Raw genomic sequence first — 19263 nt, 5'->3', positions numbered from 1 at the left:
TTGACCTGTGAAGGCGCCTTGAGCGGCTTCACTGGCGCAATGCCGTGCCCCCACGTGCCCCAAAATCCTCAAGGCACAAACTCCAGCCTCGCATCATCCTTTCCGCGCGTATTCGATGCAGCCACGTCGAAGTCCGACGCCGTGCCCGCCGCTCCAAAAAGCAGCGCGACGATCTGCCGGGTCGGCACGCTCGCCACGAGTGTGCCGACCTTCCGGGGACGGAACCAGCGACAGCTCACGATTTCATTGCTCGGCTTCGGCCGCGCATCGTCCGGCAGGAGCGTGAAGAACACGTGATGGCGCTTGTTCAGCCCGCCGAACTGGAAAACATAGTCGAGTGCGTGGCCCTCGAGCGAGGTCTCTTCGATGAGTTCACGCGCGGCGGCTTCGAGCGGTGTTTCGCCTCGCGAAATCGTCCCGCCCGGGAGTGACCAGCGCGACCGTCCTCTTTCCACCAGCAGGATCCGGTCACGCTGCCAGCAAACAACGGTAGCTCGCTCTTTCATGTGTCCAGGGCTCGGCTTGGGCGCCGCGTCATTCGAAGCAATAGCTTAAACATATTCGATCGCGCGCACCGCCTCGGCCAGCGCTTGTGCATCAGCCGATTTCGCCGCGCGACTGTTCGTCACAATCGCGGAGATACGCTCGACGGGACACGACACCACCCTGCTGCGCACGCCGATTTTCGAGTAGTCCGCCAGGATGAGCGTTTGCTTCGCGTTGCGGCTCATGGCATCGGCCATTTCCGCCTCTTCCTGGACAAAGCTCGTCGCGCCATGCACCGCATCCACGCCGACCGGCGACAGCAAGGCGATATCGGCGTGAAAGCGATGCACCTCGGCAATCGCCGCGCCGCCATACGTGGCGCCAACCGATGCATTGAATGCGCCGCCAAGCAGATGCACGGCATGGCCGCCCGACTTCGCGGCGCGCTCGCCCGCCAGTTCGTTGGCGACGGCCACCGAGTTCGTGACGATGTGCAGACCGCTCAGCGAAGCGAGGGCATCGGCAAGAATCGCCGTCGTGGTGCCGGCGTCGATGAACAACGTCTGTCCGCTGCCGATATGCGCGAGCGCACCGCGCGCGAGCGCACGCTTTTCCTTCACGCGAATGCCCGCGCGCACGCTGATCGGCAATTCGCTCTCCACGAACATCGCGCCGCCATGCACGCGGCGGATTTCGCCCGCCGTGTCGAGCTCGACGAGATCGCGGCGAATCGTTTCGCGCGAGACGCCGAGCGCCTCCGTCATATGATCGACCGACACAGTGCCGTGCGCCTTCAACAGCGCGCGAATGCGGCGATATCGCTCCTCAACCAGCATGGACTGTCTGCCCCCTCATCGCTTGTCCCCTCATCGCTTGTCCCCTCATCGCTAATCCGGCTCCGTTTGCGCGCTCAAAGACGGCGCGTGATCTCGAGGATCTGCGCATGCAGTTCGGGCGTGGCCGCCGCGATGATGCGCCCGTCACTGCCCATGCCCACCGTGCGGCCCTGCCAGTCCGTCACGCGTCCGCCCGCGGCCTCCACGACCGGCACGATAGCCAGGTAGTCGTAAGGCTGCAAGCCCGCTTCGACGACGGCGTCGACGTAGCCCGCCGCGACCATCGCGTAACTGTAGCAATCGCCGCCGAACCGGCGGCTCGCGGCGGCGCGGCTCACCGCTTCGAACACCGCCAGTTCGGCTGCATCGAAGATGTCGGGCGAGGTGGCGTAGACGTGCGCCGCCGCGAGCCGCGTGCAGCCGCTCGTGCGCAGCGTTGCGCCCTGCCCGTCGCACGCGCCCCGTATGCCGCCGATCCAGCGCTCGCCGGTCACCGGCGCATCGATGATGCCCAGCACCGGCTCGCCGTCGCGCAGCAGCGCGAACAGCGTGCCCCAGATCGGCCAGCCCGTCACGAAACTGCGCGTGCCGTCGATCGGATCGATCACCCACACATATTGCGCGTCGGTGCGCTCGCGCCCGTGTTCCTCGCCGAAGATGCCATGCGCGGGAAAGCGCTGCGCGAGCCGCGCGCGGATATGCGCCTCGATCTCGCGGTCGGCGATGGTCACGGGGCTCTCGTCCGACTTGGTTTCGATGTCGAGTTTCTTGCGGAAATAGCTCAGCGAAATCTCGCGTGCCTCGTCGGCGAGCTGCACCGCAAATGCCTCGCATTCGCGCAGCACATCGTCGCTTTCCTGACTCATCTTGAATGCCCTTTTCTGGGGCAGCGCTGACGCTGCCGTGATGTGAACAGTGTGGCAAAACCTCCGCGCCCAGGGCGCGAAAGGCTCGCTTTCGTGGTGTCGCCATCATGGCAGCAGATATTTTTGATTGCTAGACCCAATGCCAATATTCTGCAAATATCCACAAAACCACACAGCGCAAACACACGGTTCGACACAGACGGCAACGCGCGCCTTGTGACCTTGTGGGGTTCCTTTCTTCGGTCGCCTCTCACTCATTCAGGAAGATCGCAATGCGTATCCGCAAGACACTGACTTCGCTTTTTGCCCTCGGGCTGCTCTCGTGCACGATCTCGAACGCGGCTCAGGCCGGGCAGATCACCGTGTATTCCGCGCTGGAAAGCGACGAAATCGCCACGTATCTGGCCGCCGCGAAAAAAGCGATGCCCGACGTGCAGGTCAACGTGCTGCGTCTGTCCACGGGCGACCTGGCCGCGCGCATGATCGCCGAGTCCGGCGCGCCGCACGCGGACGCGGTCTGGGGCGAAGCGCTCACGAATCTGCTCGATCCCCGCATCGCGGGCCAGCTCGCGCCGGTGAGCGGCAAGAACGTGTCGAGCCTGCCGAAGCAGTTCCGCGATCCGGCCGGCAAATGGTTCGCCGCGACCGGCTACATGGCCGCGCTCTGCGTGAACACCGACGCGCTCGCCGCGAAGAAGCTGCCCATGCCGACTTCGTGGGAAGACCTCGCCAAACCGGTCTACAAGGGCAACGTGGTGATGCCCGACCCGGCTTCGTCGGGTACGGGCTATCTGCAAATCGCGGCGATCCTGCAAGGCGCGGGCGAGGACAAGGGCTGGCAGATCCTCAAGGGTCTTGGCGCGAACGTCGCGCAGTTCACGCCATCGGGTTCGCAGCCGTGCAAGCTCGCGCGCACCGGCGAATATGCGGTGGGCGCATCGTTCGCGTTCGTCGCCATGCAGTCGATCAAGGCCGGATTTCCGGTGAAGATGGTGATTCCGTCGAAGTACGTGGGTTACGAACTCGAAGGCTCGGGCATGCTGAAGAGTTCGACGCATCAGGCCGATACCGAGCGCTTCCTCGAATGGGTCGCCTCGCCCGACGCCGCGAAGCTCTATCAGCAATACAAGGAAATCGTCACGACGCCGGGCATCAAGCCGACGCCCGAGCAGATCGCCGAAGGCCTGCCCGCCGATGTTTCCAGGGTGCTGTACCCGATGGACTTCGCCGCGTCCGCGAAGATGCACGATGCGGTGCTCAAGCGCTTCAAGACCGACGTGATGCATTAAACCGTCGCGCATTCCCGCAGTCCGTTTCATGCCCGGCGCAACGCCGGGCAACCTCGCCTGGCCACTCAGGGAAGTCACCCATGCATCTCACCGTCTCCGATCTCTTCAAGACTTTTGCCGGGCACGTCGCGCTCGAACGCATTCATTTCGACGTGCAGGAGGACGAGTTCGTCTGCCTGCTGGGTCCGAGCGGCTGCGGCAAGACCACCCTGCTGCGCATCATCGCCGGCCTGCTCGACGCCGATGGCGGCAGCGTCACGATGGGGACGCGCTCGCTGCTGGAGATGCCCGCGCGCGAACGCGGCTTCGGCATCGTGTTCCAGTCCTACTCGCTGTTTCCGAACATGACGGTCGCGCAGAACATCGGTTATGGCATGAAGATACGCGGCGTGCCGCGCACGCAGATCGAGGCCCGCTGCAAGGAGCTGCTCGAACTGATTCGCCTGCCGCATCTCGCCGGGCGCTATCCGGGCCAGCTTTCGGGCGGTCAGCAGCAACGCGTCGCGATCGCGCGCGCGATCGCCGTCGATCCCTCGCTGCTCCTGCTCGACGAACCGCTTTCCGCGCTCGATGCCCAGGTGCGCGTCGAAATGCGCCGGGAAATTCACGACGTCCAGCGCCGTCTGCGCATTCCCACCATCATGGTGACGCACGACCAGGAAGAGGCGCTCACGCTCGCCGACAAGATCATCTGCATGAATCACGGCCGCATCGAGCAGATCGGCTCGCCGCGCGAGCTGTACGAGCGGCCGCGCACGCGCTTCGTGGCGAGCTTTATCGGCACCTCGAATCTGTTGCCGGCGACGTGGGTGCGCGATGCGTTCCCCGCCTTGATGGCGCATCATCCGGGCGGCGCCGATACGGCATTCGAAGCGTGCGTACGTCCCGAGGATCTCACCGTGTCGCCGGGCGCGCACAATGAAGGCGCGAGCGCCCGCGTGATCGACTCGACTTTTCTGGGCAGCACGACGCGCATCCGCGTGCACTGGTGCGGGCGCGAACTGCTCGCCGAGCAGCCGCGCGGCCTGCCGATGGAAGCGGGCACGCCGGTCACTCTTTCCGTGGCCAACGATCGCTGCGCATGGGTGGCGGCATGAGCGCCTCGCTTGCCGCCACGAATCGTCCGCGCGTCGAGCGCACGGGCCGCGCGATGGGCGCCGTGCTGCGCGTCGCGATGGTCGTGGTGCCGCTCGCCTGCCTCGCGCTGTTCTTCCTCTATCCGCTTGCAGTCATCGCGTGGCACAGCCTCCTGAACGGCGACGCGCGATTGGGCGTGGGCAATTACGTCGCGCTCTGGCGCACGCCCGGCATGCTCGAAGCGGCGTGGCACAGCCTCGTCCTGAGCGCCGCGACGACGCTCGTGAGCATCGTGCTCGGCTTCATGATCGCGTTCACCTTGCAGCGCTCGCGTCTGCCCGCGCCGAACGCGATCCGCGCGACGCTGTTGCTGCCGATGCTCGCGCCTTCGCTGATGCAAGGCCTCGGCATGCTGTTCCTGCTCGGGCGCAACGGCCTCGTGCACAAATGGACCGGCTGGGACGTCGAAATCTACGGTTTCTGGGGACTTCTGATCGCCGACGTGATCTACGCGTTGCCGCAGGCCGTGCTGATTATCGGCGCGGCGCTCGCACAATCGGACGCCCGCTACTACGATGCCGCCGACGTGCTCGGCGCACGACGCTGGCAGCAATTCTTCGCCCTCACCTTGCCAAATGCGCGTTTTGGCCTGCTGTCCGCGGCCTTCGTTGTATTCACCGTAACGATCACCGACTTCGGCAATGCGGTAGTGATCGGCGGCAATTATCACGTGCTCGCCACGGAGATCTATAACCAGGTGTCCGGGCAGATGAATTTCGGCATGGGCGCGGCCGTCGGCATGGTCTTGCTGCTGCCATCGCTCGCCTCGGTGTATATCGAGCGCATCGCTTCGCAACGGCAATTCGGCGGCGCATCGGAGAGCCGCGTACCGGTGACGCCGCGCGCGAATCGCCTGCGTGACGCGCTGCTCGGCGTCGGTTGCCTGCTCACGCTGTTGCCGATCGCCGCGTCCGTCGCGACCGTGGTCTTTGCGAGTTTTGTGCGCTTGTGGCCGTACCGCCTCGAACTCACACTCGCCAACTACGGGGGCGAATTGTCGGGCGGATATGGCGCGATCGTCACGTCGCTGGAAATCTCGCTCGCGGCGGCCGCGCTGGGCGTGCTGCTGTTGTTCTCGCTGAGCTATGGCGCGCGCCGCATGCCGGGCGCGGTGTCGCGACTGATTTACACCGTGTCCGTGCTGCCGGCCGCCGTGCCGGGAATGGTCGTGGGACTCGCCTATATTCTCGCGTTCAACAGCGGCCCGCTGGCGACATGGCTCTACGGTAGCGCCACCGTGATCGTGCTCTGCAACTTCTACCACTATCACACGCAGGGCTTTCTCACGATGAGCACGGGCTTGCGCGCGGTGCCGGCGGCGCTCGAAGAAGTCGTGGATTGCCTGGGCGGCGGCCTGCGCCATGCGCTTCAGGACGCCGTGCTGCCCTTCATCGCCGCAACGGCTGTGAGCGTGTTTTTCTTTCTGTTCATGCGCTCGATGGTGACGCTCTCGGCTGTCGTCTTTCTCGTGACGCCCTCGCTGAATCTCGCTTCGGTGGCCGTCATGCAACTTGATGAAAACGGCTTCGTTTCGCAAGCCGCCGCTTACTCCACGTGCATCATGGTCGTGACGTCGCTTGCCCTTGGTCTGATGCGTCTTGCGATGAAGCGCGTGATGCTGCGACGCGACGTCGTGCGCTGAGAGGTGAATCGCCGTGGCCAGGCTGCGGCTCGTCGTGTCGACGCGTGTAAGCCCTTCGCAACACCTCACACCGACCCACGACGGCAGACGAGTCGCCTACGTCCTGGGCGCCGTTCGCAGCGGCGCGGCGTCGAGCCTGAAACTGAACGTCGCGCCGCGCTGATCCCGCTCGATCAGCTCGATCACGCTGCCGTGCAGTTGCAGCATCCGCTGCACGATCAACAGACCGAGGCCGCCCTGGCGACGTGCGTCGCCTGAGCTGAATGCACGCCTGAACAGATTCGCGCGAAGTTCGGGCGCGATGCCCGGCCCGGTATCGCTCACGACCACCCTCACCTTGCTATCCTCGCCGGCCAGCTCGACGCTGACCTCGCCGCCTTCGGGCGTATGGCGGATCGCGTTATCGAGCAGATTGGTCAACACGCGTTCGGTCATGGCGAGATCGGCGCAAACGGCAGGCAAACGCGGCGGGACCACAGCTCGCAAGCGGATCCGGCGCGCCTGCGCCGCAAGCTCGAACTTCTGGAACACGTCCTGCACGACATCCGCGAGGGGAAACGTCTCCAGCGTGAGCTGGACGTTCTCATGTTCGAGGCGCGCCAACTCGAACAGCGATTGAGCCAGCCGTCCCACCTTCGCACTCTGGGTCAGCGCGATCGCCAGATAGCGGCGACGCTCGACGCCTTCGAGCGTGTCGTCCTTCAGCGACAAGGTTTCGAGGTAGCCATGCAGCGACGTGAGCGGCGTGCGCAAATCGTGCGAGATCGTCGCGAAGAGTTCGCGGCGCTCCTGGTCCTGACGTTTGAGCTCGCGCCACTGCATGCCGATGCGCTCGACCATCTGCGCAAACGTGCGTTCGAGAATGGCGATCTCGTCGCGTGTTCCCGTGTGCGCCGCCGGGCGACTCAGCACGAGCGGCACCGGCTCCGAGCCCGCCTGGATCGACGCGTCGATCCGGCTCACGCTGTCGGTCAGACGGCGCAAGGGGCGCGTGATCAGACCAAACGCGATCAGACCGGCGAACAGGCCGAGCGACGCAACCACGGCCATCAAACCAAGCGTCGTGCGCAGCACCGTGCTGTGCGCGAGCCGCGTCGCCAGCGCATCGCGCGCTTCGCCGATCAGCACGACATAGATATACCCCGCCAGCCGCCCGTCGGCGCCCGGGACAACGGCGGCGCTGAACACCTTCTTCGCATCCACGCTGCGCGGATCGTCGCCGAGAATCGGCAACGCGTCATTGGCGAGAAAGCGCTGCACCGGTTGCAGATCGACGCGCGTGCGCCGGATGTGTCCCGGCGGCGCGTCGTCGCCGGTGATGCGGCCGCTGGCGTCGAGCAGGTAAACCTCGACACTGGGATTCACCGCCATCAGTTGTCCGAACAAGGTGCGTAACGCGGCGGGCCTCGGGCCGTCCGCGCCCATGAGCGCCGAGCTATGCGCAATGTGGGACGCGAGGTCGTGCGACAAGGCCTGGATGACCTCCTGATCGTGCAGATCCGACGCCCGTATCTGCAACCACGCCGACGCCCCGCAGCACGCGAGCAGCAACGCCGAGAACACGACGGATATCCGCTGCGTCAACGACAGTCTCACGGCGCGTCTCCTTGTCCGCTGTTGCGAGGCGCGGCATTGCCGGACGTCGATGGCGTGAGCGGGTCGAATTTGTAGCCGCGTCCCCACACGGTCAGGATACGGACCGGTTGTGCGGGATCGGCTTCGATCTTGGTGCGCAGGCGATTGATGTGCGTGTTGACGGTGTGCTCGTAGCCTTCATGCTGATACCCCCACACGGCGTTGAGCAGTTCCATGCGCGAGAACACCTTGCCCGGGTGGCGCGCGAAGTGATAAAGCAGGTCGAATTCACGCGGCGTCAGCTCGATGCGCTTGCCGTCGACCTGCGCTTCGCGCGTCACGGGATCGATCGAAAAACCGCCCAGCATCAGCGTGCCGCCTTCGAGCCGCACATCCTTCGCCATCGCCTCGACTCGGCGCAGCAGGGCCTTCACGCGCGCGACGAGCTCCAGCACCGAAAAGGGCTTGGCGAGGTAGTCGTCGGCGCCGAGTTCGAGGCCCAGAATGCGATGCACCTCGCTCGAGCGCGCGCTCGTAATAATGATTGGCGTGTAGCGCGTCATCGCCCGCGCGCGGCGGCAGATTTCCAGGCCGTCGACGCCCGGCAACATCAGGTCGAGGATCAAGGCGTCCCAACCGCCCTGCTCCAGCAGACGCAGCCCTTCGGCGCCGTCGGCGCTGTGCACGACCTCGTAATGCTCGTCGCGCAGATGCAGCATGAGCACGTTGGCGATATCCGCGTCGTCCTCGACGATGAGTACGCGTTTGGTCTGATCCATGGGGTTTTCGGTTCCCGGCGCGGCGCGCTCCGATGAAAGATCCGGATTAAATCGCTCATTGTGCAGAAAATTCCGGCCCGGAGTTATCACATTTAATTTTACTTTTCGTGAGGACTTCGAGATCGGCGGCTACCTATGCTTCGTGTAACGAACACGGAGAACCTCATGAATACTCGTAGACGCCTGTTGCTATCCGGCGGCGGCGCGCTCGCCGTCATGGCCGCGCTCGGTCAATGGCGCGCGAAGGCCGCCCAGCCCGCCGGCGGCGCGATGGCCATGCGTGCGGCGTCCGGCGCCGCCGGGCATTTCGCCGTGGAGCATACCGAAGCCGAATGGCGCAAGCGCCTCACGCCCGCCCAATACGAGGTGCTGCGCAATGCGGGGACGGAGCGCGCCTTCACCAGTCCGCTCAATCACGAGCACCGCAACGGCACGTTCGCGTGCGCGGGTTGCGCGGCGAACCTGTTCGCCTCGAGCACGAAATTCGACAGCGGCACCGGCTGGCCGAGTTTTTACGCGCCGCTGCCGCACGCCGTGATCGAGCGCGAGGATCTCTCGTTCGGCATGGCCCGCACCGAAGTGCTGTGCAGTCGTTGTGGCGGCCATCTCGGGCACGTTTTCGACGACGGCCCGAAGCCGACCGGCCTGCGCTACTGCATGAACGGCGTCGCCATGACCTTCACGCCCCACGCGGCCTGAGCGCGTCGATCGATCCGCTATCGCTTCTTCCAACACCATCATGTTACTCATCACCCTGGCGTATCTCGGCGGCGTGCTCACCATCCTGAGCCCCTGCATCCTGCCCGTGCTGCCCTTCGTGTTCGCCCGCGCCGATCAACCCTTCGTGCGTTCCGGCCTGCCGCTGCTCGGCGGCATGGCCGCGACCTTCGCGGCGGTCGCCACGCTCGCCGCCGTGGGCGGCGGTTGGGTCGCCCAGGCCAACGAATATGGCCGCTGGCTCGCGATCGTGCTGCTGGCCGTCTTCGGCATCACGCTGCTGAGTCCGCGCCTCGCCGGGCGCATCATGCAACCGCTCGTGAACGTCGGCAACCGGCTGACCGAAACGACGCAGCAGGCGCGCGCGCCCGGCGTCGGCGCCTCGTTCCTGCTCGGCATCGCGACGGGGCTGTTGTGGGCGCCCTGCGCGGGCCCGATTCTCGGCCTGATCCTGACCGGCGCCGCGCTGCAAGGCGCAAGCATCGGCACGACTCTGCTGTTGCTGGCCTATGCGGCCGGCGCCGCGACGTCGCTGGCCGTCGCGCTGCTGCTGGGCGGACGGGTCTTCGCCGCCATGAAGCGCTCGCTGGGCGCGGGCGAATGGATCCGGCGCGGGATTGGCGTGGCGATGCTCGCCGGCGTCGCCGCCGTGGCGCTCGGGCTGGACACGGGCGTCCTCACACGCATTTCGCCGGTCGCGACCGGCGGACTGGAGCAGCATCTCGTCGATACCTTCGCACCGTCGAAACACGGCGCGATGGCGATGAGCGGCGCGGTCAATTCGTCGGAATCGTCGATTGGCGCACAGACCACCCAGACCGCGCAGACCACGAATACGCCGACCGGGCGCGCGGATAGCGAAAACACGATGGCGGCAGGCGCGATGGCGGCCAACGGCGGCGCGATGATGCGCGCCGCCGACGCCCTGCGCCCGGCGACGACGACACTGCCGGTGCTCGGCCAGTTGCCGCCGCTCGACGGCGCCGTCCAATGGTTGAATTCGCCGCCGCTGACGGCTCAGGCCTTGCGCGGCAAGGTAGTGATCGTCGACTTCTGGACGTATTCGTGTATCAACTGCCTGCGCTCGCTGCCGTACGTCAAGGCGTGGGCCGGCAAGTATCGCGATCTGGGGCTCGTCGTAATTGGCGTGCATGCGCCCGAATTTGCCTTCGAGCGCAACATCGACAACGTGCGCAAGGCCGTGCACGACCTCGGCGTCGACTATCCGGTGGCGATCGACAACCGCTACGCGATCTGGCGCGCGTTCGACAACCAGTACTGGCCGGCCCATTATTTCGCCGATGCCCAGGGACGGATTCGCTACCAGCATTTCGGTGAAGGCGACTATGACCAGTCCGAGCGCGTCATTCAGCAACTGCTCGTGGAAGCGGGCCACCCCGAGGCCATAAATGTGCCGATCGGTCTGGGCGGCGCCGCGGAGCGCGGCGTGCAGATGCAAGCCGACAATGCGGATATGCGTTCGCCGGAAACCTATATCGGCTTCGAGCGTGCCGAAGGCTTCGCGTCGCCGGGCGGCTTCGCCCAGGACCGGGCCCGCGACTATCGCGCGCCCTCGCATCCCGAGCTCAACCACTGGGGACTCGCGGGCGAATGGAGCGTCGGCGCGGAGCACGCCACGCTGGCAACGCCGGGCGGCGAAATCGTCTACCGCTTCCACGCGCGAGACCTTCATCTGGTGCTGGGCCCCGGGCCTGACGGCAAACCCGTGCGCTTTCGCGTGACAGTGGACGACAAGGCGCCGGAGCACGCACACGGCAGCGACGTTGCGCCGGACGGCGTCGGCGTGATTACGCAGCAGCGTCTCTATCAACTCGTCCGCCAACCCGGCGACGTGGCCGATCACACCTTTGCGATCCAGTTTCTCGATCCGGGCGTGCAGGCCTTCGCATTCACTTTCGGTTAATCGCCCAACCCACCACGTTCGCCGGGCGCGCTTCGCGCCGGCAAGGATGACATCGTGAAACCGCTTTTCATGCACTCCACCCGATTCGCCCGTTACGGCGCCGCGGCTATCGCATTGCTTGCCGTCGCGCTCTGGCAGCGCAGCGCCCATTCCGACGAACGCGCCGTCTCGATTCCCGCACCGGTTCAGGACGAGCATCCGAATGGCGTTCACCCGGAAACCGCCGTCGTGGCGGGAGGCTGCTTCTGGGGCGTCCAGGGCGTGTTCGAACATGTGCGCGGCGTCACGCAGGTGGCGTCCGGTTACACCGGCGGCGCGGCCGATACGGCCCAATACGAACGCGTCAGCGACGGCGATACCGGCCACGCAGAATCGGTGCGGATTACTTTCGACCCCACCGTGATCAGCTACGGCAGGATTCTGCAGGTGTTCTTTTCGGTCGCCCACGATCCGACCGAACTCGACTATCAGGGCCCGGACCACGGCAGCCAGTATCGCTCGGCGATCTTCCCGACGAATCCGCAACAACGCAACGTGGCGCAAGCCTATATCGCGCAATTACAGGGCGCACATGTTTTTTCGAGCCCGATTGTGACGCGCATCGAGACCTTCAAGGGCTTTTATACCGCCGAGGATTACCACCAGAACTTTCTCGCTCTTCATCCCGATTACCCCTATATCGCGATTAACGACATGCCGAAGGTCAATGCACTGAAGAATCTGTTCCCCACGCTTTATCGAACCCAGCCGGTTCTGTTTCAGGCCGCCGCACACTCCCCGTCATAGCCGCGCGGGTAAAGCGGAGAGATTCCGGATTAGTGAAGCGGCGATTAACCAATACTTTTTAATGTATAGTCACCCGTGTGTTGAGGACACAACGCGTTCTCCATTGCGCCAGGCTAACTATCACTCTCGACGATTAACCTATGTCTCTGACGTAGCATGCAGGCGTTCCCTTTCGTTGCCGAATCCGCCGCGCACGGCGGACCGCACAGCCAGGCGCCGGACTTCGCCCACAATGACCTGTTCCTGTCGGCGCCTATTCCGATCATGGTGGAGGACTGGTATCGCGTCTACCTGGCGATCCAGGCAATACGCGACCAGGGTGTCACGAATCTCGACGACTATTTCGATGCCCACCCCCACGCGATCGACGAGTTGCGTGGACTCCATTCGTTCGTTGAGGCAAACCACGCCGTGCTGGAGCTGTTCGAGGCCAGTTCAAAAGAGGGCTTTTTCGACGCCGCCCGGAAGCTGCTGCCAGCGAATCGCGAAAGCAACATTGTCGTCTATCGGGCGATGCTCGACGGCAGTTCGGCATGTCAAGGCGAGCGCACGCTCGTCACCTTCAAGGGCAAGGAGGTGCCAATCGTCTGGCGCTGCTCGCTGCCCCGCGACGCAGAAGGTTATCGGCGGCTCTGCTTTTATGCTTTCGATGTGACGGAGCAAAAGGAAAACAACGATCGATTGCAGGCACTCCGCGCAGAGATGGCGCGTGCTGCACGCGTGTCCTTATTCGGCGAACTTTCGGCATCGATACTGCACGAGATCACTCAACCGCTCTCGGCCGCCAGTACCTATGCGGATGCCGCTGCCCGTTGGCTGACTCGCGACATACCGGACGTCGAAGAGGCTTTCTCGTCGATTCAGAATGCGGCGCGCTGGGCGCGCGATGCTACCGATATCTGCCGGAAAATGCGCGGATTTCTTGGCAAGGTTCCCGTGCAATCCATTTGCGCGCCCGCCAGCCAGGCAATAGATGCCGCGCTTTTTCTCGTTTCGCCGGAAGCCAATGCAAAGGAGATTACCGTTGCACGGCGAATTGCCGACGACGCCACCATTTTCGCCGATCCCGTTCAGATTCAGCAGGTGCTGGCCAATCTTCTGTTGAATGGCATTCACGCAATCGATTCGAGCCGTTCGACCATTCGATCCTTGTCGCTATCGGTCCGGCGCATTGACAACGGTGAAACGCTATTCGAAGTCTGCGATTCGGGCTCGGGCATGAGCAGCGAGACGCTGGACTCGCTATTTCAACCGTTCTTCACGACCAAAGTCGACGGCATGGGCATGGGCCTCGCAGTGGCCCGGTCGATCATCGACGCGCACGGCGGCCGTATCTGGGTCGAAAGCTCCACGGCCGCCGGCACGTGCTTCCGTTTCACGGTCCCCACGACGGCCGTCGACGGCACCCATCGATAAACCCTGGATGACGAAAGCAGTCCATTCACCACTCGATGCGCCGCGGGCGACCGACCCAGCGCACGACGCAAGGCCTCACACACCCATGCATTCTCCCGCGACGCTTTTCGCAACCGAAACCGGCAGCGGCGTCTGCGTCATGTTCATTCATGGCTGGACGTGCGACTCCCATGACTGGATGTGGCAGTTGCCGTACTTCGAAACCCGGTATCGCGTGATCGCAGTCGACTTGCGCGGGCATGGCCGATCGGAGGTGACGCCGCCAGGCACGTATGCGCCCTCGCACTACGTCGCGGACCTCGAAGCCTTCATGACGACGCATTACCCGGGCCAACGATTCGTGCTCGTCGGGCACTCGATGGGCGCGCAGATCGCCGCGCGGCTTGCCGCACAACGCCCGGATCTGGTCGGCGCGGTTGTCTCGGTGGACGGATCACTGGGTGTATCGAATGCTGCCGCCGATTTCCTTGCAAAGACCACGCACGATCTGGAAACGGGTGACGCCCGCGAGTTGGCGCCGGCGCTGTTCACGCTCCTCTACGATCGCGACACCGACCCGGCACTGAAGTGCTGGCACGCGCGGCGCGTGCGAGGCATGCCCTTGCATGTCGTTCGCGATTCGTTTGGACCGCTTTATTTCGGCGACGATCAGATCGGCATGGGAGAAGCGAGCGCGGCGTTCTGCCGAAGCCTCGCCACGCCCGTCTATCACCTGAGCCGCGATGCGGAGCAAGCCGAACACATGCGCGCCTGGTTTGCACATCCGAAGTCCAAAGTCGAGGCGTGGTCCGATACCGGACATTGGATCATGCAGGACCGCAAGGACGAGGTGAATCATGCCATCGCGGCCTGGCTCGACGACGTCACAGCAGACTGGAACTGAGCCGCCAGATCCGACGGCCACACGGTGACCGCTGGCGCACCCGATTCAATGGATGCGCCAGCCAGACGGCGCACAGCGCGGACATTCAAACGCGCGCCGCCGGGATCAACGAAGGCCGCGCCACATCATTCCGTGGGTCTGGACGGATTCCACAGCTTGATCTTCGCGTGTTTCTCGTAGCCCTTTCCATGCGGATAGCTAACCAGTTCCAGTTCCGATCCCCACGGCGAGCGAAAGTGCACCCACGTTTCGCCTTCCGTATCGCCCGAGGACATCGTGACCGGATCGCCCAGCACGGTGATGCCCCGCGACTTCAGATAGGCGACCGCGCCCGCGATATCGTCGGTATAAAACGCAATATGCGATGCGCCGATATCTTCCGCCTTCGGCATCTCATTGCTGCCCTTTGAGTTGCGATACTGGAACAGCTCGATATTGGAGCCTGTGCCACAGCGGATCATGGCAATGTCGACGCTATCGGCGCGCGGCACGAAACCACCCGACATATGGGTCAGATCGAACGGTCCAATGTGCGTAACCGGCACACAGCCGAACGTGTCGGAGAAAAACGCCTCGGCTTGCGCGAGATCCGGCACGCTGACGCCCACGTGATCGACACCGACCGCTTTCACCCCGGCGGCATGCGCGCCTGCCCCGCCTAGCAGAGCCAGTGCGGCCAGAACATTGGGGATGAACTTCTTCATGATGCCTTTTCCTTCTTTCATTTGCGATTGAGAAAGACGCGCGCGCTCGCGAGCTTGCCGTCCTTGATGGTGAAAATGTCTTCGCCGCGCACCAGATTCGGGTTGTCGCGCGGACCGTAACCCCAGGTGACCCGGCCCAGGCCGTGATTCCACGCGATCGGGTCGGGCGTGAACACAAAGCCCTCGTGGCTGCCTCGCAACTGTTCGATCAAGCGGCCAACCGCTTCATAGCCGGTTGCCACGCCGGATTCGTCGGCGACGAAGAAATGGTGCGAATACACCAGCGGAAACTTCGCGGCACGGCTGGTGGGATTGGGGTCGTTCCAGATCTCGAAGTGCAGATCAATCAGATGCTGCGCGTCACGGGCGTCTTGATCGCGGGCTTCCATACGCGTCGTTTCCTCTGAGTGTGCGACGCAGGGTGCCACGTAAAACGTAGCGCCCGACGCCATAAGAGCCGTGATAAAAACAACCCGGCGAATCATGTTTTGCATAGCTCGATCGGTTCTCTTCTTTTCAAACGGAAGCGAGATTACCGATGCAGCGCCACGCAGTCCTTGCTGGCGGATTAATTGTTCTTAAGCGTCGACTGCGTCGATCGGCACTGCGTATGTTCACGGTCGACGCACCAATCGCCCGGGTTTTAAATGTCCAGATCGTGGGACGCAAAAGCCTGGCGTGTTTCAACGATGCTTAAACGCACGTGAGCAATTAATCAGGCAATTCGCTGGAGCAACGTCTACTTATACTTTTGTATAACGCCAGCCATGCAATGAAGGCGGCGATTCCCCAGGATTTCCGTCGCGAAATGCAAGGATGGCTGGCCAAAATTGCAACGCTTCACCACGCGCCGCGCGCGCCGGCCGTGGGCGCAGCGGCGCATCCTGAGTGCGTTTAACACTTAAGGACTATGGACCCATTCACCTTGAGGAAATAGCATCGGTACAGTCAATCGACCATTGCCGCTTTTTAACGCCCGGCAATCGTCGAACAGCGACACAAACGACACTCCAACGACTTAACCGCTAGTGAGCCGAACATGTACACGTTCGACCGGGTCAGCGTCTGTCTTGAAAGCCGCGAGGTGTTCCTCGGCGGCCAGCGGCATTCGCTCAGCACGCGCGCGTTCGACATCCTTGAACTGTTAATCAACGCTCGCGGGCGTCTCGTCACCAAGGACGAAATCATGCGCGTCGTCTGGCCGCGGACTTTTGTCGTCGACAATAATATCCACGTCCATGTCTGCGAATTGCGCAAGCTTTTCGGCGGCAAGCACGGATGGATTCGCACAGATTCCGGGCGCGGCTATCGCCTGACGCCGCCTGAACCGCGCGAGCGCGAGCCACGCACCGCGTCTCCCGAATTCACGGCGCCCCATGCGCTGGTCGGCCGCGAACGCGAGCTTGCGGAACTGCACGCGCTTGTCGACAGCGAGGCGCTGTTGACGCTGGTCGGTGCGCCAGGCATCGGCAAAAGCAGTCTCGCGCGCGAACTCGTGCGTGAGCGCGCGAGCACCGGCGATATGCGAACTTTCTTCATCGATCTGGCCGACGCGGCGCCCGGGACCTCGGTGGTGGGCGCGCTCGCCACGGCATTCGGACTGCCCTTGCCGCACGACCGAGCGGCGATCGTCGCCACTGTCGCGCAGCGCCCCGCGCTCATCGTGTTCGATGGCTGCGATCGATTCATCGATGAAGTCGCGTCCCTTTGTCAGACGTTGTCGACGTTCGGCACACGGATTCAACTCGTCGCGACCAGCCGCGAGCCGCTCCAGATCTCCGCCGAACGGACGTGGCGGGTGCCGCCCCTCGGCACCCCCGACGCCGCAGGAAGCGACGCCGACGTGGCCGGTGCACCGGCCGTGCGCCTTTTCATGCAGCGTCTGCAAGAGACGCTACAGGAGACGATCGGAGACGGCGCGCGGCAAACGGGCGAACACGGACAGAACCTGCTCAATGTCGTCGCGTCGCTATGCAGGCGCGTCGGCGGCAACCCGCTCGCACTCGAAGTGGCGGCTGCGCGCGCCGCCACGCTGGGACCATTAGGCATGCTTGAACTGACCGATGAGCAATGGCTGGTTCTCGGCAATGCGAGACGCGACGCGCCCGCGCGCCATCGCTCGCTGGCAGCGGCTTATGCGTGGAGCTGCGCGCGACTCGCCGCGCAAGAATGCAGCGCGCTCTCCCGGCTCGCAGCGCTGCCCGACAGCTTTACGATCGAAACGGCTTGCGCGATCGCCGGACACGGCGCGCTCGACAACGAACAAATGCTGGACGCGTTGGCGTCGCTGGTTTCGAAGTCGCTCGTCGAAGTTGAAACGACATCGCATCTCAACGGACGGCGCTATCGTCTGCCGCATACTTTGCGAGCATTTATGCACAGCTTGCCGGTGGCCGGGGTTTCGCAACCAGGCGAAGCCAGTCAGGCAGAAGACGCTGCCATCGTGGTCGAGTTCGCACCGCGTCCGCGCGAGGAAGCGGCAATCGATTCGTTGCACACGCCGCCGGTTTGCGCCTCCCGTTCGTTTACCGACCACCCAGCAATCGCCCACACCGCAATCGCCCACGCGGATGTCGCCGTTCCGGTTGTCCCGTTACGCCCAGGAAAGTCGCCCGTGCACGGCGCGTCGCCGCCACGACGCGACCGCCGAGTCGCGCGCGAGCCGGCAAATCACCTGCATCAGCGAACCTGCGACGGACGTGCGAAAATCGCCGCAAGCTGCCGTGTGCCGAGCGTGTTCTGTCTCGCGCAGGGCAAGCGACGCACACAACGAGAACGCTCCTGATCCCATGGCAATCACCACGGCGTGGACAGGCACCGGCATCGACGCCACACCGTCCGCATACCTTGGGGAGAGCAACGTGGAACTGCACGTGAGTTCGGCACAAGAGTACGCACAAGCGCAAACACACCCCGAAGCCTGCGCGCCCACCACCGACGCCGCCAGCGCCGAATGGCGCATCTGCCGCCGCCTTGCGTGGCAAACCCTGCCGGTACTTGTCTTCACGTACCTCGCCGCGTACATCGATCGCGTCAACGTCAGTTTCGCGGCACTACAACTGAATGGCCAGCTCGGTTTTTCCGATGCGGTATTCGGCTTCGGCGCGGGCGCCTTTTCGCTCGGCTACGTCGTATTCGAAGTGCCCAGCAACATGATTCTTCAGTACGTCGGCGCGCGCCGCTGGCTTACACGCATCATCGTCTCGTGGGGCGTCGTGATTGCGCTCACGGCGCTGATCGCCACGCCGAAGCAGTTCTACGTGATGCGCTATCTGCTGGGTATCGCCGAAGCGGGACTCGTGCCTGGCATTGTCTACTACATCTCGCAGTCGTTCCCGAGCTATCACCGCGCGCGCGTGCTGTCGATCTTCTATGTCGCGCTGCCGCTCTCGGGCGTCATCGGTGCGCCGCTGGCCGGTTTTATCATGCAACACCTCGACGGTGTGATGCAGATCGCCGGCTGGAAGTGGATGCTGATCGTCGAGTCGGTGCCGGCCTTTCTCGCCGCGCTGTTCTGCTGGATGCGGCTGGACGACGATGTGACGCTGAGCCAGCGCAACGCGCCCGCAGACCGCGCGCAGCTCGCGAGCGCACTCCGGCACAATCCGGCCGCGCCCTCGTTCCCACCCGATGCGATCTACACCAATGGGCTCGTGTGGGCATTCTGCGCGATCTATTTCGTGGTTGTGTTTGCCATCTACGGATACACGCTGTGGGCGCCGACCATCATCCAGTCGCTCGGCGTGAGCGGCGATTTCAAGGTCGGCCTGGTCGCGGCGCTCCCCAACGTCGTGGCCATCGGCGTGATGATCGCGGTCGGACGCAGCGTCGATCGGCTCCGCGAGCGGCGCCTTCACCTGGCCGTGCTGATGTTGATCACCGCGCTCGGTTTGACGATGTCGGCGCTGTTGCACCAGCACCTGTACCTGTCCGTATTGGGGCTCTGCATCGCAAACGCGTGCCTGCTGTCGATGCCGCCGGTATTCTGGAGCATGCCGACCGCGGTGTTCAGCCCCGCTGCGGCAGCGACCGGCATCGCGTGGATCAGCGCAATCGGCAATCTCGGCGGCTTCTTCGGACCGTACATGGTCGGCCATTTGAAGCAGAGTTCCGGCGGCCTGCTTCTGCCGGTCGTGGCGATCAGCGGCTGCTTGCTGCTCGGCATGCTGCTGACACTGCTTTTACCGAAGTGCCGAGTCGATCCGTGAAGGCGAGGCGTCAGC

17 protein-coding genes are annotated in these 19263 nt (G+C 64.0%); 10 read left to right on the top strand and 7 right to left on the bottom strand.

Going from position 1 to position 19263, the window contains the following annotated elements; all coding sequences use genetic code 11:
- Window positions 1–68: 68 nt before the first annotated feature.
- The 3 genes from SB764_RS03435 to hisN all read right to left on the bottom strand — a co-directional run bounded on the left by SB764_RS03435 (window position 69) and on the right by hisN (window position 2188).
- A complete protein-coding gene (locus SB764_RS03435; RefSeq protein WP_074985757.1) occupies window positions 69–506 on the bottom strand; it encodes an NUDIX hydrolase in 438 nt (145 codons plus the stop codon).
- A gap of 45 nt (window positions 507–551) precedes the next feature.
- A complete protein-coding gene (locus SB764_RS03430; RefSeq protein WP_065058946.1) occupies window positions 552–1322 on the bottom strand; it encodes a DeoR/GlpR family DNA-binding transcription regulator in 771 nt (256 codons plus the stop codon).
- Between the two features lie 74 nt (window positions 1323–1396).
- A complete protein-coding gene (gene hisN, locus SB764_RS03425; RefSeq protein WP_065058947.1) occupies window positions 1397–2188 on the bottom strand; it encodes a histidinol-phosphatase in 792 nt (263 codons plus the stop codon).
- Window positions 2189–2460: 272 nt separating this feature from the next.
- Here hisN and SB764_RS03420 point away from each other — a divergent pair, with 272 nt between their 5' ends.
- The 3 genes from SB764_RS03420 (at window position 2461) to SB764_RS03410 (ending at window position 6256) form a co-directional block, all read left to right on the top strand.
- Complete coding sequence (locus SB764_RS03420; RefSeq protein WP_173816841.1) at window positions 2461–3477, top strand: ABC transporter substrate-binding protein; 1017 nt, start codon at window positions 2461–2463, stop codon at window positions 3475–3477.
- 80 nt (window positions 3478–3557) lie between these two features.
- The gene (locus tag SB764_RS03415) at window positions 3558–4574 is read left to right on the top strand and encodes an ABC transporter ATP-binding protein (protein ID WP_074985760.1); all 1017 of its coding nucleotides are present in this window, start codon (window positions 3558–3560) and stop codon (window positions 4572–4574) included.
- Window positions 4559–6256, top strand: coding sequence for an ABC transporter permease subunit (locus SB764_RS03410; protein WP_410862665.1), 1698 nt, complete (start codon window positions 4559–4561; stop codon window positions 6254–6256). The genes SB764_RS03415 and SB764_RS03410 overlap by 16 nt, the downstream gene beginning before the upstream one ends.
- 96 nt (window positions 6257–6352) lie before the next feature.
- Here the strand turns inward: SB764_RS03410 and SB764_RS03405 are convergent, their stop codons facing one another.
- Window positions 6353–7852 carry an ATP-binding protein gene (locus tag SB764_RS03405; RefSeq protein ID WP_176080554.1) on the bottom strand — a complete coding sequence of 500 codons (1500 nt, stop codon included), beginning with the start codon at window positions 7850–7852 and terminating at the stop codon, window positions 6353–6355.
- Window positions 7849–8610, bottom strand: coding sequence for a response regulator transcription factor (locus tag SB764_RS03400; RefSeq protein ID WP_065058950.1), 762 nt, complete (start codon window positions 8608–8610; stop codon window positions 7849–7851). The genes SB764_RS03405 and SB764_RS03400 overlap by 4 nt, the downstream gene beginning before the upstream one ends.
- A 165-nt stretch (window positions 8611–8775) precedes the next feature.
- Between SB764_RS03400 and msrB the strand changes: the two genes are divergently transcribed.
- The 5 genes from msrB (at window position 8776) to SB764_RS03375 (ending at window position 14336) form a co-directional block, all read left to right on the top strand.
- Window positions 8776–9309 carry a peptide-methionine (R)-S-oxide reductase MsrB gene (gene msrB / locus SB764_RS03395; protein WP_065058972.1) on the top strand — a complete coding sequence of 178 codons (534 nt, stop codon included), beginning with the start codon at window positions 8776–8778 and terminating at the stop codon, window positions 9307–9309.
- A gap of 40 nt (window positions 9310–9349) precedes the next feature.
- Window positions 9350–11251: a cytochrome c biogenesis protein DipZ gene (locus SB764_RS03390; RefSeq protein WP_410862663.1), complete on the top strand. Its 1902-nt coding sequence runs from the start codon at window positions 9350–9352 to the stop codon at window positions 11249–11251.
- Between the two features lie 69 nt (window positions 11252–11320).
- Window positions 11321–12037, top strand: coding sequence for a peptide-methionine (S)-S-oxide reductase MsrA (gene msrA, locus SB764_RS03385; RefSeq protein WP_065058952.1), 717 nt, complete (start codon window positions 11321–11323; stop codon window positions 12035–12037).
- Window positions 12038–12193: 156 nt separating this feature from the next.
- Window positions 12194–13453: a sensor histidine kinase gene (locus tag SB764_RS03380; RefSeq protein WP_110328132.1), complete on the top strand. Its 1260-nt coding sequence runs from the start codon at window positions 12194–12196 to the stop codon at window positions 13451–13453.
- Between the two features lie 7 nt (window positions 13454–13460).
- The gene (locus tag SB764_RS03375) at window positions 13461–14336 is read left to right on the top strand and encodes an alpha/beta fold hydrolase (RefSeq protein WP_410862661.1); all 876 of its coding nucleotides are present in this window, start codon (window positions 13461–13463) and stop codon (window positions 14334–14336) included.
- Between the two features lie 125 nt (window positions 14337–14461).
- Here the strand turns inward: SB764_RS03375 and SB764_RS03370 are convergent, their stop codons facing one another.
- Both SB764_RS03370 and SB764_RS03365 read right to left on the bottom strand, forming a co-directional pair.
- Complete coding sequence (locus SB764_RS03370) at window positions 14462–15040, bottom strand: VOC family protein (protein ID WP_065058973.1); 579 nt, start codon at window positions 15038–15040, stop codon at window positions 14462–14464.
- A gap of 17 nt (window positions 15041–15057) precedes the next feature.
- Window positions 15058–15429: a nuclear transport factor 2 family protein gene (locus SB764_RS03365; RefSeq protein WP_183039433.1), complete on the bottom strand. Its 372-nt coding sequence runs from the start codon at window positions 15427–15429 to the stop codon at window positions 15058–15060.
- A gap of 650 nt (window positions 15430–16079) precedes the next feature.
- Here SB764_RS03365 and SB764_RS03360 point away from each other — a divergent pair.
- Both SB764_RS03360 and SB764_RS03355 read left to right on the top strand, forming a co-directional pair.
- The gene (locus SB764_RS03360) at window positions 16080–17825 is read left to right on the top strand and encodes a winged helix-turn-helix domain-containing protein (protein WP_410862659.1); all 1746 of its coding nucleotides are present in this window, start codon (window positions 16080–16082) and stop codon (window positions 17823–17825) included.
- 4 nt (window positions 17826–17829) lie between these two features.
- Complete coding sequence (locus SB764_RS03355) at window positions 17830–19248, top strand: MFS transporter (protein ID WP_080180449.1); 1419 nt, start codon at window positions 17830–17832, stop codon at window positions 19246–19248.
- Window positions 19249–19263 lie beyond the last annotated feature (15 nt).

Origin of the sequence: Paraburkholderia sp. SIMBA_027, assembly GCF_046535315.1 — a bacterium.
Taxonomy (GTDB): domain Bacteria; phylum Pseudomonadota; class Gammaproteobacteria; order Burkholderiales; family Burkholderiaceae; genus Paraburkholderia; species Paraburkholderia tropica.
This window is presented reverse-complemented; position numbering and strand designations above follow the sequence as displayed.

Coding starts and splice junctions, on each gene's coding strand:
- SB764_RS03435 (WP_074985757.1), bottom strand. CDS start 506: ATGAAAGAGCGAGCTACCGTTGTTTGCTGGCAGCGTGACCGGATCCTG.
- SB764_RS03430 (WP_065058946.1), bottom strand. CDS start 1,322: ATGCTGGTTGAGGAGCGATATCGCCGCATTCGCGCGCTGTTGAAGGCG.
- hisN (WP_065058947.1), bottom strand. CDS start 2,188: ATGAGTCAGGAAAGCGACGATGTGCTGCGCGAATGCGAGGCATTTGCG.
- SB764_RS03420 (WP_173816841.1), top strand. CDS start 2,461: ATGCGTATCCGCAAGACACTGACTTCGCTTTTTGCCCTCGGGCTGCTC.
- SB764_RS03415 (WP_074985760.1), top strand. CDS start 3,558: ATGCATCTCACCGTCTCCGATCTCTTCAAGACTTTTGCCGGGCACGTC.
- SB764_RS03410 (WP_410862665.1), top strand. CDS start 4,559: ATGGGTGGCGGCATGAGCGCCTCGCTTGCCGCCACGAATCGTCCGCGC.
- SB764_RS03400 (WP_065058950.1), bottom strand. CDS start 8,610: ATGGATCAGACCAAACGCGTACTCATCGTCGAGGACGACGCGGATATC.
- msrB (WP_065058972.1), top strand. CDS start 8,776: ATGAATACTCGTAGACGCCTGTTGCTATCCGGCGGCGGCGCGCTCGCC.
- SB764_RS03390 (WP_410862663.1), top strand. CDS start 9,350: ATGTTACTCATCACCCTGGCGTATCTCGGCGGCGTGCTCACCATCCTG.
- msrA (WP_065058952.1), top strand. CDS start 11,321: ATGCACTCCACCCGATTCGCCCGTTACGGCGCCGCGGCTATCGCATTG.
- SB764_RS03380 (WP_110328132.1), top strand. CDS start 12,194: ATGCAGGCGTTCCCTTTCGTTGCCGAATCCGCCGCGCACGGCGGACCG.
- SB764_RS03375 (WP_410862661.1), top strand. CDS start 13,461: ATGACGAAAGCAGTCCATTCACCACTCGATGCGCCGCGGGCGACCGAC.
- SB764_RS03370 (WP_065058973.1), bottom strand. CDS start 15,040: ATGAAGAAGTTCATCCCCAATGTTCTGGCCGCACTGGCTCTGCTAGGC.
- SB764_RS03365 (WP_183039433.1), bottom strand. CDS start 15,429: ATGGAAGCCCGCGATCAAGACGCCCGTGACGCGCAGCATCTGATTGAT.
- SB764_RS03360 (WP_410862659.1), top strand. CDS start 16,080: ATGTACACGTTCGACCGGGTCAGCGTCTGTCTTGAAAGCCGCGAGGTG.
- SB764_RS03355 (WP_080180449.1), top strand. CDS start 17,830: ATGGCAATCACCACGGCGTGGACAGGCACCGGCATCGACGCCACACCG.